Source organism: Flavobacterium sp. EDS (assembly GCF_020991525.1).
GTDB lineage: Bacteria > Bacteroidota > Bacteroidia > Flavobacteriales > Flavobacteriaceae > Flavobacterium.
Genome location: NZ_JAJMOZ010000003.1, coordinates 406,348 through 422,210, shown reverse-complemented (window position 1 = coordinate 422,210; position 15,863 = coordinate 406,348). Strand labels below are relative to the sequence as shown.

At 31.5% G+C, this 15,863-nt stretch carries 15 protein-coding genes and 1 tRNA gene; 10 read left to right on the top strand and 6 right to left on the bottom strand.

What is annotated here, in order from left to right; translation table 11 throughout:
* Window positions 1-48: 48 nt before the first annotated feature.
* Both LPB87_RS07270 and LPB87_RS07265 read right to left on the bottom strand, forming a co-directional pair.
* A complete protein-coding gene (locus LPB87_RS07270; RefSeq protein ID WP_230605470.1) occupies window positions 49-456 on the bottom strand; it encodes a helix-turn-helix transcriptional regulator in 408 nt (135 codons plus the stop codon).
* A gap of 108 nt (window positions 457-564) precedes the next feature.
* Window positions 565-638: transfer RNA gene (locus LPB87_RS07265), tRNA-Arg, on the bottom strand.
* 114 nt (window positions 639-752) lie between these two features.
* On the opposite strand from LPB87_RS07265, the gene LPB87_RS07260 reads away from it, so the two are divergent.
* Together LPB87_RS07260 and LPB87_RS07255 are read left to right on the top strand one after the other, a co-directional pair.
* Window positions 753-1,265: an adenine phosphoribosyltransferase gene (locus LPB87_RS07260; protein WP_129538298.1), complete on the top strand. Its 513-nt coding sequence runs from the start codon at window positions 753-755 to the stop codon at window positions 1,263-1,265.
* Window positions 1,266-1,768: 503 nt separating this feature from the next.
* Window positions 1,769-2,341 carry a contractile injection system tape measure protein gene (locus LPB87_RS07255; protein WP_230605469.1) on the top strand — a complete coding sequence of 191 codons (573 nt, stop codon included), beginning with the start codon at window positions 1,769-1,771 and terminating at the stop codon, window positions 2,339-2,341.
* A gap of 72 nt (window positions 2,342-2,413) precedes the next feature.
* Here LPB87_RS07255 and LPB87_RS07250 read toward each other — a convergent pair whose 3' ends face one another.
* Window positions 2,414-2,797 carry a GreA/GreB family elongation factor gene (locus tag LPB87_RS07250; protein WP_129538295.1) on the bottom strand — a complete coding sequence of 128 codons (384 nt, stop codon included), beginning with the start codon at window positions 2,795-2,797 and terminating at the stop codon, window positions 2,414-2,416.
* A 459-nt stretch (window positions 2,798-3,256) separates the two neighbouring features.
* Complete coding sequence (locus tag LPB87_RS07245; RefSeq protein ID WP_230605468.1) at window positions 3,257-3,952, bottom strand: DUF2490 domain-containing protein; 696 nt, start codon at window positions 3,950-3,952, stop codon at window positions 3,257-3,259.
* A 342-nt stretch (window positions 3,953-4,294) separates the two neighbouring features.
* Here LPB87_RS07245 and LPB87_RS07240 point away from each other — a divergent pair, with 342 nt between their 5' ends.
* The 6 genes from LPB87_RS07240 to LPB87_RS07215 all read left to right on the top strand — a co-directional run bounded on the left by LPB87_RS07240 (window position 4,295) and on the right by LPB87_RS07215 (window position 11,348).
* Entirely contained in the window at window positions 4,295-5,212 is a 918-nt protein-coding gene (locus tag LPB87_RS07240; protein ID WP_230605467.1) for a helix-turn-helix domain-containing protein, read from the top strand.
* A 252-nt stretch (window positions 5,213-5,464) separates the two neighbouring features.
* Window positions 5,465-6,010, top strand: coding sequence for a hypothetical protein (locus tag LPB87_RS07235; protein WP_129538292.1), 546 nt, complete (start codon window positions 5,465-5,467; stop codon window positions 6,008-6,010).
* Between the two features lie 127 nt (window positions 6,011-6,137).
* The gene (locus LPB87_RS07230; RefSeq protein WP_230605466.1) at window positions 6,138-6,695 is read left to right on the top strand and encodes a hypothetical protein; all 558 of its coding nucleotides are present in this window, start codon (window positions 6,138-6,140) and stop codon (window positions 6,693-6,695) included.
* Between the two features lie 34 nt (window positions 6,696-6,729).
* Window positions 6,730-7,527 carry a DUF916 domain-containing protein gene (locus LPB87_RS07225; protein ID WP_230605465.1) on the top strand — a complete coding sequence of 266 codons (798 nt, stop codon included), beginning with the start codon at window positions 6,730-6,732 and terminating at the stop codon, window positions 7,525-7,527.
* Window positions 7,524-8,543 carry a hypothetical protein gene (locus LPB87_RS07220; RefSeq protein ID WP_230605464.1) on the top strand — a complete coding sequence of 340 codons (1,020 nt, stop codon included), beginning with the start codon at window positions 7,524-7,526 and terminating at the stop codon, window positions 8,541-8,543. Before LPB87_RS07225 ends, LPB87_RS07220 begins: the two co-directional genes overlap by 4 nt.
* A 12-nt stretch (window positions 8,544-8,555) precedes the next feature.
* Window positions 8,556-11,348, top strand: a complete 2,793-nt coding sequence (locus tag LPB87_RS07215) for a carboxypeptidase-like regulatory domain-containing protein (protein WP_230605463.1) — start codon at window positions 8,556-8,558, stop codon at window positions 11,346-11,348.
* A gap of 41 nt (window positions 11,349-11,389) precedes the next feature.
* On the opposite strand, the gene LPB87_RS07210 is transcribed toward LPB87_RS07215, so the two are convergent.
* Complete coding sequence (locus tag LPB87_RS07210) at window positions 11,390-12,643, bottom strand: HAMP domain-containing sensor histidine kinase (RefSeq protein ID WP_230605462.1); 1,254 nt, start codon at window positions 12,641-12,643, stop codon at window positions 11,390-11,392.
* Window positions 12,644-12,974: 331 nt separating this feature from the next.
* Between LPB87_RS07210 and LPB87_RS07205 the strand changes: the two genes are divergently transcribed.
* Complete coding sequence (locus tag LPB87_RS07205; RefSeq protein ID WP_129538286.1) at window positions 12,975-13,571, top strand: hypothetical protein; 597 nt, start codon at window positions 12,975-12,977, stop codon at window positions 13,569-13,571.
* Window positions 13,572-13,684: 113 nt separating this feature from the next.
* Here the strand turns inward: LPB87_RS07205 and LPB87_RS07200 are convergent, their stop codons facing one another.
* A complete protein-coding gene (locus LPB87_RS07200) occupies window positions 13,685-14,890 on the bottom strand; it encodes an MFS transporter (RefSeq protein WP_129538285.1) in 1,206 nt (401 codons plus the stop codon).
* A gap of 77 nt (window positions 14,891-14,967) precedes the next feature.
* Here LPB87_RS07200 and LPB87_RS07195 point away from each other — a divergent pair, with 77 nt between their 5' ends.
* Window positions 14,968-15,759, top strand: coding sequence for an AraC family transcriptional regulator (locus LPB87_RS07195; protein ID WP_129538284.1), 792 nt, complete (start codon window positions 14,968-14,970; stop codon window positions 15,757-15,759).
* Window positions 15,760-15,863 lie beyond the last annotated feature (104 nt).

Below are 15,863 nucleotides of genomic sequence, written 5' to 3'. Positions count from 1 at the left end.
GCAAGTCTAGCAAGTCTCTTTTTTGAATTAATATATCTTTAGATATAATTACTTATTGATTAATTTTTCTAGTCTCACCATCATTTCATCTTTCTCTTTCAACATACGCTCGTACAATTCAATTTTTTCTTCGTGAAGTGAAACCATTTTTTCAATTGGATGAAAATTAATTGTTCCATAATTAAATGAATTACTAAAGGCATGTTCTGCAAAAGTATTCGAAATAATATTTATTGCTTGTTCTTCGTCAAAATTCTGAAAAGCTTCAACTGGAACTCTTAATACCGCTGATATTTGTTTCAATAGGCTATCTTCAATTACATCTTTCTGCTCCAGCATAGAAATTTTCTTCTGGTTCCATTCTTCGCCCAAATCAAAAGCTAAAGCTTCCTGTTTTATGTTAAGCATTTCTCTGAAACGTTTTACGTTTCTTCCCTGATGTATTTTCTGTTCCATAATGAATATCAATTTTCCAAAGACTCAAAGATAAAGCCATTTGGATTAAAAATAGTGAATTTCAAAGATAAAAAAAAATCCCACTTCGTAAGAAATGGGATTTTTTTGTGACCTCGACTGGATTCAAACCAGTAACCTCTTGAGCCGTAATCAAGTGCGCTATTCAGTTGCGCCACGAGGCCTTTTGTTTACAATTCCGCTATTTTTTTGTAGCTTTGTTGTGTGCTCATTGCGGGTGCAAATATAAGAACAAATGTTAGATAAACAAGCAAAAAATAACAGAAAAATTAAAAAAAATGCAGATAAAAAATTATATACGTGATATTCAAGACTTTCCAAAAGAAGGAATTTTATTCAAAGACATCACTCCGCTCCTAAATGACCCTATTGCGAGAGAAGAATCGCTTAAAATTTTATTAGATTCTTTAGAAGGTCAAAAAATAGACAAGGTAATTGGAGCTGAAAGTCGTGGTTTTTTCTTCGGAATGCTACTTGCACAAAAATTAAATGCAGGTTTTGTACCAGTAAGGAAACCAAAAAAGCTTCCTTTTAAAACTATTTCAGCAGAATTCGACTTAGAATACGGTACCGACTCATTAGAAATACATATCGATGCTATTAAAAAAGGTGACAAAGTATTAATTCACGATGATGTTTTAGCCACAGGCGGAACTGCCAAAGCAATGTGTGATCTAGTAACTGAATTAGGTGGCGAAATTGTACAATGCAACTTTTTGATGGAACTTTCCTTTTTAAACGGAAGAGAGAAAATAAAAGAGAATCCCATTTTTGCGGCAATTACATATTAAGGTTTTAAAAGCTTTTAAAAATATCTAGAGCATACTATTATTGGAATTAACTATAATACCCTTTAGAAGCGACGAAACCTTATGCTGTATTTGTTTCAAGATATCTTAATCAAAAAAAACATCCCATAAAGAAAGGTTCTTTTGGGATGTTTTAATTTTTAAAAGTGTGTTAAGCTACTTCTTCTACTTTTAATATTTCTAGTTTTAAATCGCCTTTCTTAGAAGACTAGTCTGTAAGTTTACCTACCTTTTGAAAACTTGATGCAAAAAAAGAGGAGCACAAACTGAGCATAATAAATTGAAGCGAATAATTTGATTTTTGATTTGGACAATTAATATATTGTAATAACGCTGTCCATTCAGATTGACTAATGGAATATTCATTTATTAATACCACAGTTTAAGAATTGTTTTTTAGGTATTTATACCTGTTTTTAATTTTAAGAGTTTTAGTATATTTGATTTGTAATACCTATTCAGTCAAAAATGATACTGGAAATACAATGCGAAATACAGAACCAAAATTTCAACAGAAAACGGACTCAAAGATACTTTCACCTCAAAAAGAGATGAATGTCATCACGGTTAAAAATGCAGGTATTGTACTATTGAATAATTATATAGAAATGTTAATAGACAGACTGGAATTATTAGAAAAAAAACAATTTAAAGATAGTCGTTCACAATTAAATGCTGTTCATTATTTGCAATATGTTGTCACTGGATTAACTAAAACAGAAGAAACCTCATTACCTCTAAATAAAGTATTGTGCGGATTACCCATAACAACACCTGTGATAGAGAATATAACTATTACAGAAGATCAAAAAAATTTAATTAATAGACTTATTAGTGCCGCCATTTCCCATTGGCCAAACGTAGGAGACACCTCCATATTAGGATTTAGAGGAAATTGGTTGGTACGAGATGGGATCCTTATAGAAAAAGAAGAACGCTGGGAATTAACTGTTGAAAAAAGAGTCTATGACTTATTGATTCACAAATCACCCTTTTCATTTTCTATTATTAAATACCCCTGGATGCAAAAACCTTTGCATGTTATTTGGCCCTATTAATTAAATATGATAATAAAAAAAACATCCCATAAAGAAAGGTTCTTTTGGGATGTTTTAATTTTTAAAAGTGTGTTAAGCCATTTCTACTTCTTCTACTTTTAATATTTCTAGTTTTAAATCGCCTTTCTTAGAAGGCCATTCTATAAGTTTACCTACCTTGTACCCTACCATTGCAATACCTTCATCAGAAAGAATAGAAATTTTATTTTTACTCGTTTTTACTTTTTGAGGCCCTACAAACACAACTGTTTTCTCTTCGTTGTTTGTGTGATCTTTGTAAGTTACTTTTCTATTTACAGAAACAATATCTTCTGGTAAATCTTTTCTTAAAACCTGAGATGCTTTTTTAAGCTCAGCTAATAATAATATTTCCTCTTCTATTGTTACTTTCTTTCTTCTTAAATGATCTTTAATTAAATCGTATATTCCTGTTGTTAAAATAATATTTTGTGACATAACTTTCTTGCGTTACTTCATTTCTCATTAGGCATGATATATAACTCATCATTAAATATCGTATAGCTCTATAGTTTGGATCCAATGATACCATGGTCCTAAATGAAAATTGAAGATTAAAATAAATTGAGCCGTCTAAATAAAGGGGTCCCTGTCTAGAGTTTTGACAGGGCTTAAAGAATAAACTCTTTTGAGCTTCTTAAGAAAGTATCGTCATGCAAGTATAACAACGTACCCAAAAGGCACATCAAGTGATTATCTGTTAAATAAAAATTTGAAGTAGTCATTATTATAATATGCTATTAATTCTTCGCAAGATACACCTTTTTTTTGAAAGAAAAAATTCTCAAAAAAAAGGCCAAATATCAAAAAATTAAAAAGTTAGCTTTTTGAAACACATACTCTTAAAATAATAGTTTTAAAGCAATAATACTACAGAACTTCTAAGAAAGGAATCGTTTACAACCTTACATAAGCTGCTAATTGAACTATATTATTAACAGTATTATTATTTTTACCAAGAACAAATTGATTCATATACCCTGCTTCAATATCAAATTTTGGACTTATTCTCCAGCCCAATGCTAAGTAAGCTCTGTTTTGATCAAAAAACTTGCCATTGGGAGCGTTTTCTACATTCACAAATACTTCATTTTGCAAAGCTACAAAAGCGCCATTTGTAAAACTTGTTGTTGGTGAAAGTGGAAATATAGAACGAGTAAAATAACGCAATCGTTGCGCAAAATCATAACTATCAGTTACTAGTTCGTTTTGATCAATCGTAGGTTGCCCCATGAAGCGCTGTTCTAATCTAAAACGATGTTGCAAACTCACTGGACGATTATATAATGTAAATTGTTGGTTAAAAATAAATTGTTCCCATATTCTATGCTCTGGAACCCAACCATCAATATCCATAACAGTCCTATTGTTCCCGATATAAGCATAACCAATTGTAGTAGTCATGTTATTTTTTATATTATAATTCAAACCTGCACGTATAATAAAAGATTGGGTATCTTCTAATTTATCTGTACTCCTCACCTGTCCATCAAAATGTACACTAAATTTATTATCTAATTTGTAAGTAAAAAAGGCGGCATTCCAACCGCTAAAAGTATGTTGCGTTTGAGCGCTTAAAGTTGTGTTAAACAAAAAAATTATGATACTGAATAAGGTAATGAACGGAAATCTAAAAAGCATATTTGATTGAATTATATAATGAAATCGCTAATTTATAGAATTTATAATTTAGTTAAACTCTTCACATTGTTAATTCTTATTTAATAGTTAGGGGAAACTAATTTATTTACTTTTATCCCCTTCCCTATTTTTATTTTATTCTTCTTTAAATAACCAAAAGAATAAATAAGTTTACCAATCCCTAAGTTTATTCTAAATAAAATATCAATTTATTATATTCTATAACTACATTCATATCTATTAGTATAATTTTTCTTATCTTTAAGAAATAGATTCTGTTTTATAGAAAATAGCATGATTGAAATTCTTAACCTTGACAAGAAGCAATACCCTACCGGATTTAGCGCACACTTAATTAAATCTAATGAAAATGCACTTTTAAATAAGTCATTCAGAAGTTCCTTTTACCAAATGTTTTGGGTAAAATCTGGAGAGCTTACACTAAACTTGGATAACAATCTAATCCATTTAGATAAATTTGAATGTAGTTTTATTGGTCTAAACCAAGTATTTAGTGTAGAAACCTCATCTGAATTTGAAGTACTGCTTGTTTGTTTTGAAGAAGCTTTTTATTGTCGCACCGATCTTGACAGGGACTTTTTAGAATCCTGCATCTTTTTTAACTCACAACAGGCATTAAAATACAAATTACACAATTCTTTAAAAAAAGCTATTATACAGCACCATCAGTCTTTATTACACATATGTAGGCAACCTTACAATGAATTAATGTACCACTTTGCACATAATACTGTAGAGCGATTGCTGCTTTATACCCAAAAAGGATTATTAGACAAGTCGTATAGCCCTATTGAAACATTTAAAAAATCTGAAGTAAATGTTGCTAATAATTTCAGGAAATTGGTACAAGAAAACCTGAAAAATATGCGATTTGTAAAGGACTATGCCGATAAAATGAATATATCCGTTAAGAGCTTAAACGAAATATGTAATAGTATATATGGTAAGTCTCCTAAAAAAATAATTACCGAAGAAATCGTCATAGAAAGCAAACGCTTACTACGATACACTGCTATGAGTATTAAAGAGGTTGCCTTTGAACTGCTGTTTGTTGATCCTAGCAATTTTATTCGTTTTTTTACAAATGCTACAGGAATGTCTCCTAAACAATACAGAACCCATTTTGAAGATAAGCGGGTGTATATACCTAAGCAAAAACCAATACCAGTTGCAAATACAATAACTAAGTAATCATTGCTAAGACTTGCAGCAATATGTCTGTAAAAATCTCCTCAAAATTAGTTTCTACATCGTAATAGCCTGATGTAAAATACTCATATACTGCATTTTACACTTTAAATAACAATCTCCCTTGTCATAAAATGACATTAAAAACTCCGTTTTTGACTTTGACTTCCGTCATTCACGAAAGTAATTTTGTGCCATCTAAATAGCTTAGATAATCTAACTGTTTAGAACATAAACTTTAAATAAAATTATTAAATGAAAAAATTTTTGATAGCTGCATCATTTGCAATTATTGCATTGTCAGCAAATTCTATTAATGCACAAACAACAAACCTTAATGTAAATGTAGCAAACGTTTATTCACTTGAGGTAACTAACCCAACAGTTAGTATCGGAATGAATACAGCTGCTAACTTTACAGGAGGTAACACAACAGGTTCTTTGCCGAACCACATTAAAGTTAGTGCTACTAATGGTTATAAAGTAACTGTTCAGGCAGCTACTGAGCTAACATCACCAGGAAACGATGTTATTCCAGTATCGACTGTTGTTGTATCAACCACTCCAGGTACTTACTCTGGTGCTTCTGGTAGTATTGACGCAGGATCAAACGCAACTTTCCCTGCAAATGCTCAAGCACTTAGTGTAACTACTCCAGTTGAGATTATTTCTTCAACTACAGGTGATATTCGTGGATTTAACATACAGTACACAATTCCTCCAGTGAGTGCTCCTGTATATTTAAACAAGCCTGAAGCTATTTACAGCACTTTGCTTACTTACACTATAGTAGCAAATTAAAATAATAAAAACTTTTAGTAAAATGGCACTAATCTGAATTTTGGGTTAGTGCTATTTTATATATTTTATTTTCAGAATTAATTATCTTCTGGAGGATATTATTTAACCATTAGAAACATAATTAGACTTGAAAACTTCAAAAAACATATGGAAATTTTTTCTGTTGCTACTTTGTTCTATTCCCGCAATGGCACAAAGCATAGGATCTGCACAAACGCAGGTTAATGTTACTATTGCGCAAGTACAAAGCATACAGGTTTCTCAGCCTACAGTTAATATAAGTATGGCTCAACCTACTCATTTTCTTTTAGGAAATAGTTCGGGGCAGCAACCTGACCATATAAAGGTGAGTTCAAGTACTGCTTATGAGGTAACTGTAAAAGCAAGCGCAGAATATTTTTCTCATAACGGAAACAGCACTACATTACCTGTAAATACAATTACTGTAAAAACGGCCACAGGTACCCTTACTAATTCAAATGCTGCTCCTCCAGCTGGTCTTCAGATAGCATCGCAAATTATGCTTTCTAAATTACCAACAACAATTATAAAATCTCCTGCAGGTGAATGGGGTCGCGGATTTCATGTTAATTATGTAATACCTGATACAAAATCACCAAGCTACCTCAATCGTGAAGCAGGTGCATATAGTACTACAATTATGTATACGTTAATTCCTCAATAATTGGTATATTTACTACTATTAAAAAATGAAAAAAATGAGAAATTTCATATTGATTCTAATTGGATTACTCATGGTAAACCAAATACAAGCTCAGGCAGGTATATCTGTATCACCAGGACGCTTATATTATAAATTAAATGCAGGTGCATCGGGCTCACAATATATTAACCTAACAAACCCTACCGACAAGGAACTTGAAGTAGGTGTTTCTTTTAATGATTGGGAATATGAGCCATCTGGTAATAATAAAATTGCAGAAGCAAATACGCTTCCAACTTCATGCACCGACTGGATACAAATTTTACCAACCTCCTATTTTGTTGTTAAACCTGGTGAGACTAAACAAATAGAAGTACTATTTAAAGTCCCTGCCAATGCTGATACATCTATTCCTGTTCATACAGGTATGATTTTCTTTACCCAGCTTAATCCTGGTACTGCCATAGATCAAAATGGAGCTGCCATACAAGTAACTGTAAGGATGGGCGTAAAAGTGTATCATAGTTTTATTAAAGAAAATAAAGTTCTTGTTGATTTTGTTGATTTTACAAGCTACGCAGATGATAACAAGAATAAAATCATTGAATTAAAAATAGAAAATCAAGGTAATCTTTGGACAGATGGAAAAGTAAAATGGGAACTATTTAACAATAGTACTGGTAAAAAAAGCATCTTAAAAGAATCTGAATTTTATACGCTTCCTAAAGATGTTAGGGTATTAAAACAACAATTACCATCTGACCTTGCCAAAGGGAATTATACTGTTTCAGCAATTTTAACTTATGGAGAAAAGGATGTTATAAAAATTGCAGAACTAGAATTTAGCCTATGAAACAACTAGTAATTATCATATATTTTTCTTTGTTTGCCCAATATACCGTCAATGCTCAGTATATGCTGGGTGGCTATAATAGCGGGCAACCTGTGTTTTCTACTTATGCAGAAATGGTATCTGGGAAAACACTAAATAATCAAATCTCTATTCCAATACAATATTATGGACCCCATATGAATGTAAACGAATGGAAACTCACCGTAAGACTTACGCAAGACTATACCAATGATTCTAACAGTGCCTACACCGTAGGAGCACAATATAGCTACTTAAAGTTTAACAGTCAGGAAAATAGTGGTTCTGCCAATGGAAATCTTATAAACATACCTACACAGGTGTTTCAGTTAAGCAAATACAATGAGGTTACTCTTATTCATAGTAATGTAAATTTAAATGGTGCTGTAAACAGGCTCTTTCGCTATAACTTAACTGTTCAGGGCGGTAATCAATTATTAGTGAGTCCAAACGGGATGTACAATTCATCTTATGAATTCAAGCTTTATAAAATATCTGAAGGAACAGAACTGCTAATAGGCATTTATACCTCTCCGATGGGAAATGCCAGGTTTCAGTTATCGTTTGGTGGAAATTTTGGAAGCCAAAGTGTTGTACTACAAAATGGTGCTCAACAATTTAATATCAATTATAGCACTCCAACCGATTATGCTGTAGAAAAATCGGTTACAATTGCAAATGCGCTACGAGTTAATACTTATAATTCGCAACTAGCAGTAGAGGCATCAGGAGATTTTATATCACCTACATCATCACAAACATTGCCTCTTTCTATCCTTAAATTGCAATTAAGTACTAATATGGCTTATAAAGGATTACAGATTATTTCTCCTATAACACTGGCAACAACAACACAGCCAGTTGCTATTAAATCCAGCAGTACGCCTCAGGATATAACATACAATATAAAATTCTTTATACCCGCAAATAGCCCTGGGCTTAATGTTAGTCCTGGTACCTATAGCACTCGTGTTTACTTTGTAATAATGCCAAATTAATTCTCTTTATACATGCTGGTTAAATACTATAAAATATTATTATTTCTTGCTTTCTGGGGATCAGGCATAAATGCTTGGGCTCAAAACAATAGTTTTAATATAGAGTTTACCAACAAAAAAATTGAAACAAATAGCAAAGGAGTTATTGATGCTTATGTAAAAATAATAAACACTAGCTCACAGTCGATAGAAGGTGTTTTTGACGCACATAGTAGTCACGAAGATATTTACCTTTCATTAAGAAAATCAAAAAACATTACAATAGCTGCTCATGATAGTATCTTCATTCCGATAAAAGCTATTGTTGCTACAACTGCAAAAGCGGGTAACCAAAGTACTATCGAGGCTGTATTTACAATTGTTGGGACACAAGAAACTAAAAATGTGTTTTTACCTGTTTATATACGCGAAAGAAAATTAGTAAAAGTAATGCTACTCGAAACTAATCTAATCTATGAAAGAATCGGTGATAGTCTTGCTATACCTATACGTATTTCTAACGAAGGGAATACTGCTCAAAAAGTGACCATCTTAGCCCGTTATCCCGATTTTATAACCCGAAACGCAATAGAAAATACTGACATCCATATTCAGGCATTTACAGATACTATTGTAGTATTAAAAAAAGTGGTCAACAAAACAGTATTAAATCAAGAAGACATCACTATTAATATCACTGCTCTGTACAGTAATGGAGATATAATTAATAATGGTACCGTAAGAGCAAGCTCTATCAGGCAAGACAGAAGATATGTTTCGCCATATAACCCAGATTATAACCTTACCTTTAATCAAACGAATCAGGTTACTGCTAGTATACAACACAATAGCGACAATACAAACGCTTATTTTATATATGCTAATGCACAGGCAGAAATTAACAAAGGAGTGCTACAGGCAAATGTAGATGTGAACTGGTGGGAGAATTCAGATCAGGTTTTTTTGAGAAATACCTGGCTTAGTTATAAAGAAAAAAACTATGGTGCTACAATTGGAAACATATCAAAGTTTTTTGACCTCAACCTAATAGGAAGAGGTGCCGAAGGATTTTTTAAACCCAATGAAAAAAGTACCATCGAGGCTGGAGCTATTGATAAAACATATAACCTAATTGATGATTCAAGCTTATCATTTGGAAAATCAGCATGGGCAATGTACACGCATAATAACGGCTGGATGCAAAAAAAAGGATATGAAAACACCATTATTTATGATGATGATACTTATTCTGGTACTAAAAATTACTTAGCCTCATCACGATTTTCATTATATACATCCGAAAATTTTAACCTTAGAGCCGGAGGAGCAATTAGTAACCTTACATCTGAAATTGAAACAGGTAATAAAATTGGTGGTGCAGGAGAAGTTCAGTTTAATGGTAAACTCAAAAATTTATTCTACAGTAGTTCTAATTACCTAAGTTCAGGTTACTTCTCGGGAATGAGAAAAGGAGTTATCAACCTAAATGAAAGAGTAAATTTACCTGTAGGCAAATTCAACTTATGGGGTGTTTATAATTATTTATCAGCAAAGCCAGAATCCTTTGCAAATCAATTTACTTCAACTCATTTTTCTACAGCTCGTTACGATGTAGGTGTATCAAGACGATTTTCTTCATTAATACTATCTCTATCTCCGTATTATTATACCGAAAGTCGTAAAGAACAGCTGCTAAGTACAACAAATCCTAATGGATATTCAATGAAAGCAGCCCGAATGACTTTAGGGCTAACCTATTACAATACTCCTACAAACCAAAATGTATCGTTATCTTTTGAAGGAGGACAATTTACTGCCACGACAATAGATAAAAACGAATTCCATTTTAAAACAAATTTTATTTACAGCTGGAAAATCCTAAACCTATTGGCCTTTTATCAATACAATAATTTTTACTTAGGAGAAATCATTGCGAACTCACAATTGGGCATAGAAAAAGTATATACGAATCTGACCATCTCTCCTACTTTACAGCAAAAGTTTTTTAACGATAAGCTAACTGTTAATCTCGGAATGGTATATTCTAAAAATAGCATGATTAATGAATCACTTCAGATTAATGGACGTTTAGATTATGACATAAGTAAAGATTTCAGCCTATTCGTTTACAATTATTATAGTGATTTTTCTACCAGTATAAATACATTAAATACCATACAGCTAGGGTTAACAAAACGTTTTAATCCAATAAAAATTGATAAAACAAAAAGCGAACTTGAAGTTTATGTTTACTACGAAACTGGAGACAAAAATAAAGCAACCGCTAAAAATACACCTGCAACAAATCAGCTAGTACTTATTGATGGAAAAGCATTTAGAACAGATAATAAAGGGATCTTAAAATACAGGTCATTACCCGCTGGATCTTATATTATAAAACCCATTAATACTGATGAGTGGTACGCTAATGCTATAAAAGCGACAATAAATGCTGATACTAAAATTGCTATAGGCTTAAATAAAACAGCCTCTATAAAAGGATCTTTATCATACGTTGCTACCGACAAAAGTTTTGATATCACAAAGAAAAAAGGGGGATTACCAATAATTGCAATAGATGACAACGGTAACGTATTTACAACAAAAACCGATGAAAATGGAAACTTTGTATTGTATATACCCAAAGGATCCTATACTGTGAGTCTTGAAAAAACAGGAATTTCAGAATATGTAGAAGTAGAAAATAACAATCAGCTTATAAATGCGGCGCCTGATGAAATTAAAGAAGTAAAATTCACTTTAGCTATAAAAGAAAAACGTGTAGAAACAAGAAAATTTAGCTCAAACGGCTTTAAAAAACAGTAAGTTTAGTGCATTCTGTATAAGTTTTAGTTCCAAACTTTGATTTAATTTTTTATAATTTCCAATGGCAAAGTAAATTTGAATGTACTGCCTTTTCCTGGTTCGCTTTCGGTCCAAATTTTACCTTGATGCATTTTTATAAACTCACTGCAAAGTAATAATCCAAGTCCGCTCCCACTTTCATTTTCAGTACCTTTTTGAGTTACTTTTCCATTAATTTTAAATAATTTTTCTTTTATATTATCTGGAATTCCAATACCATTATCTGTTATAGCGATTTCTACTTTTTGATACTTTCTTTTGATCTTCACTGTAATCTCTCCATGCTTATCAGTAAATTTAATAGCATTAGTCAATAAATTACGTACAATGGTGTCAATCATATTTTTGTCGGCCTCAACCTCTATAATCTCAGATGATTCAAATGAGAGATTGATGTTTTTATTTAAAGCTGCATTTTTGTTAAGTTCAATATTTTCCTTAATCAAAGTATTTAATATGATTCTTTTAGGACTAAATTCTATCATTCCTGTTTGTACTTTCGACCAGTCCAAAAGATTTTCTAGTAATTTATAGCTATTCTTATTCGATTCATGGAGCATTTCTATAATTTCTCTAATTTCGTCACGGCTATATCCTTCAATATTTTGCGTTAATATTTCTGAAAGCCCAGCCGATGATCCTAATGGCCCTCTCAGATCATGGGCTATAATAGAAAAAAACTGGTTTTTATCCTCCAAAAGTTTTTTAATTTTATGATCTTGTCTTTCTTTTACCAGTAACAAAAAACCTACTGTTCCGATGAGTGTTAGTAGAAACAAGCTTATACTATACAAAGTATCAAAAACACTATAGGAAAAAAAGTCCTTCTGCGGATTTAAATAATTATAAATCATTCGCGTAATAATTAAGACTTCGAATGCAGCGTAACAAAACACATAAAAAGTTCGAAAAAAATTATTTCCTTTTTCTATAAAATAACTAATCGTAGGAGGTAAATAAATAGCAAAAACACCAAGAGATATAATTAAAACACGAGTATTAATTGTGCTTCCTATTAAGACAAATGTGTTAAAAACCAAAATTCCAACAATGGTTATTCCTATTTGTAATTTGTATCGCCTTTTTGTTTTACTCTTAAGCATTGCCAACATTGCTAACGTTTCATAGCAACAGGCTATAAGAACGAAACTATTTGCAATATTAATAGAGATTATATCTGAAATGATACCCCTTAACAGAATTAATGTCCATCCGATGGTGAGTAATAATTTTCCATACCCAAATTTTTTTAACATCTTCCTGTTTTCAGTGGTAGCATATGAAAAGGAATAACTAAAAATAAGAATACAGATAAACAAATTTGCCCAAAAATAAAGAAGGAAAACAGTTTTTGGGTCTAATGAAAAAGGTTCAGACATTATAGATTTTATGGGATTTAAAAAACCAATGATCAAATATACAAATTAAGGCAACAATCGAATATAATATTATACTGAGCTTCTTTTTATATTTGATAATTAACGCGCTATAAATGCAATAAATAGTATAATTAAATGTTTATTAAATAAGTATTGCTGTATTTAATTTTAAGATTAATCTACATTTATATATTAATATTTAAGAGATATGAAAAAGATATTGTTTTTAATTATAATGATTAGCGTTTCTATACAAGGATACACACAGGATGAGCTCAATACTAAATTTAAGCCGATTCCTCCTAAAGAATCGAAAATCAAAAAAGCTATTCCTCCTAAAGAAATTGCACCCAAAATTGACCCACCACCCCTTGTAGAAAAACCAGATCCTTTAAAAGTAAATCCAGAGGAACTTTTTAAAGATAGTAGTTTATACAAAAAAGAAGCTAATGTTGAAGGCATATTTTATAGACGAAATCAATATTTAGGAAGCTTCAAAACAAAATCACTTACTTCTACAATTCGCTACCGAGATGCTGCTTTTGTAGATGGCGATAAGATAAAAGTATATCTGAATGATCAAATAATTGTACCCGAAGTTAGTTTGAATGGAGAATTTCAAGAATTCAAAATAAAATTAGTAGATGGAATTAACAAAATTGATTTTGAAGCTTTAAACGAAGGTTTCGCTTCACCAAATACTGCCGAATTTCAGGTTTTTGACGATAAAGGAACTGTTATTGAAGCCAGCCAATGGAATGTAGGTACAGGTTATAAAGCTACCATTAGATTAATAAAAGAATAAACACCCAATTAAAGAGACATGCCCCAAATAGTTAGACACTATTTGGGGCATTTTTTATGGAAATAAAAGTTAAATCTGCTTATACATTTATGTATAAATATGTTGAATTAGTATTAATTTATCAGTCGGTTTCTTGCCGCCTTCAAACCTACTGCCAACATTATAAGTACAACTACTAAAAGAAAATATAAGGAAAGATTCCATGTATTTCCATATTCATATAGCTTACCAAATATTGGAGGTCCAAATGCTGCTAATAAATACCCTACCGATTGTGCCATTCCTGATATTTTTGTAGCAGCATGACTATCTGTTGTACGAAGTACAAAAAACATCATCGATAAACTAAAAGATAGACCTGAAGATATTCCGAAGAGTATAACTGAAGTATAGATGTATTGCAACTGAAAGAATACTATTAGTAACACACTGATAAACATTCCTGCAGCAACAACTAAAACCAAGCTTTTCTGATTGGAAAGTTTAGACGCAATAATTGGCCCCAGAAAAGTTAGAGGAAGCATTGCCATCTGCATAAAAGACAAAACCCATCCGCTTTCTTCTTTTAGCATACCAAAATCTTGCAGTAACATCGGAAGCCAAGTCACAAGAGAATAATACATTAACGATTGTAGCCCCATGAAGATGCTAATTTGCCATGCCAATGGAGATTTAAAAATATTTAGATTACTTTTTATCATTTTTTGAGTTTCAGCTATTTCAGTTTTTTTTAATGCAATAGGCAGCCATATCAAAAAAGAAAACACTGCAACCCAAATCCATATTCCTAAAGAACCTTTCCAGCCTAGACCACTTAATTTACCAATTGCTATACTAAAACCAGAGGCAAGTGCTGCGGTAAGATTCATAGAAACAGAATAAAAGCCGATTACCATTCCTGATTTATTAGGGAAAGTTTTCTTTATATATCCCGGTACCAAAACATTTCCAATACATATTGCTATACCAAGTATGGCAGACCCTAGAAATAATGTGAAAACGGTTCCCATTACTCTAATATATAATCCAGCTATTAAAAGTACAATTGAGAACAACAAAAACTTCTCTATACTAAGTTTTCTAGATAGTTGTCCGACAAAAATTGATAAAAAAGCAAACGCCATTAATGGTATAGTAGTCAGTAATCCAGCTTCGCTATTAGAAAGATTTAGCGACTTACTTATTTCAGTTAGTACTGGACCAAGAGTTGATAATGGTGCACGCAATGTGGCTGCAACAAATAGGATTCCGATAAAAGGAAGTAAGATTTCAAAACAGAATTTCGTCTTACTATTCCAGTTTTTTTTATGTGTATTCATAATATTTTTTACTGTTGCAAATTTAAAATGAGTATTATAATTAAATTTGCCATATGTTTAATCTAAAACGACACTAAATGGATTTTGCCATACATTCTGAAACACCGAACGAATTAGTAGATCGCATTGTCAAAAAAGCCTATGTTTGGTTTGAAGACAATTGGAAACATGATACCAAAGAGCATTTCCATAAAAGAGCACAACTTGTTTATGTAGAAAAAGGTTTTCAATACCTTCATATTAATGGACGCATCTACCTCCTACCTCAAAATCATGCGGCATGGATACCTTCTAATCTATCTCACAGAACAACAACTGTTTCTGATAATATAAATCTGAGAACCATTTTTTATTCCATTGACTCGGGAAATGTATTTTATGATAAATTAAGAATCTTTTCTGTTCCCCCCGTACTTCGGGAGATTATATCCTATTCATCTAAGTGGAGCAAAATAGAACAATACTCTATTGAGGAAGAAGCATTTCTAAATGCCATTTTTGTAGGATTACCTAGTTTCTTTAAAGATGCAATGACTTTAAATATCGTTATTCCCAATGATGAACGATTATTACAAATAAGCAATTTTATTATTGATAATATTGGAAATGATTTGCAAGTGACTACAATAGCCGAAAACTACAATATGTCATTACGATCCTTAGAAAGGATATTTAAGAAAGAAACAACAATTACAATTTCTAAGTACATACAGTTAGTACGAATCATAAAAGGTATTGAATTTTTAAGTAGTGGAAAATATACTGTATCGCAGGTAGCGTATCTTGTAGGTTACAAAAGCCTTCAAGCATTTAGTTCTAGTTTTTTTCAGATACTAAATAAAAGACCTAACGAATTTTTAGGAGCTTAAAATCTCTATTGTAACTGAAACTTTTATTATATTTTTTGTGTATCTAATCTTTTATAAACTAATTAATCCACATTATCATATATAAAACAATTAATAGGGTAATT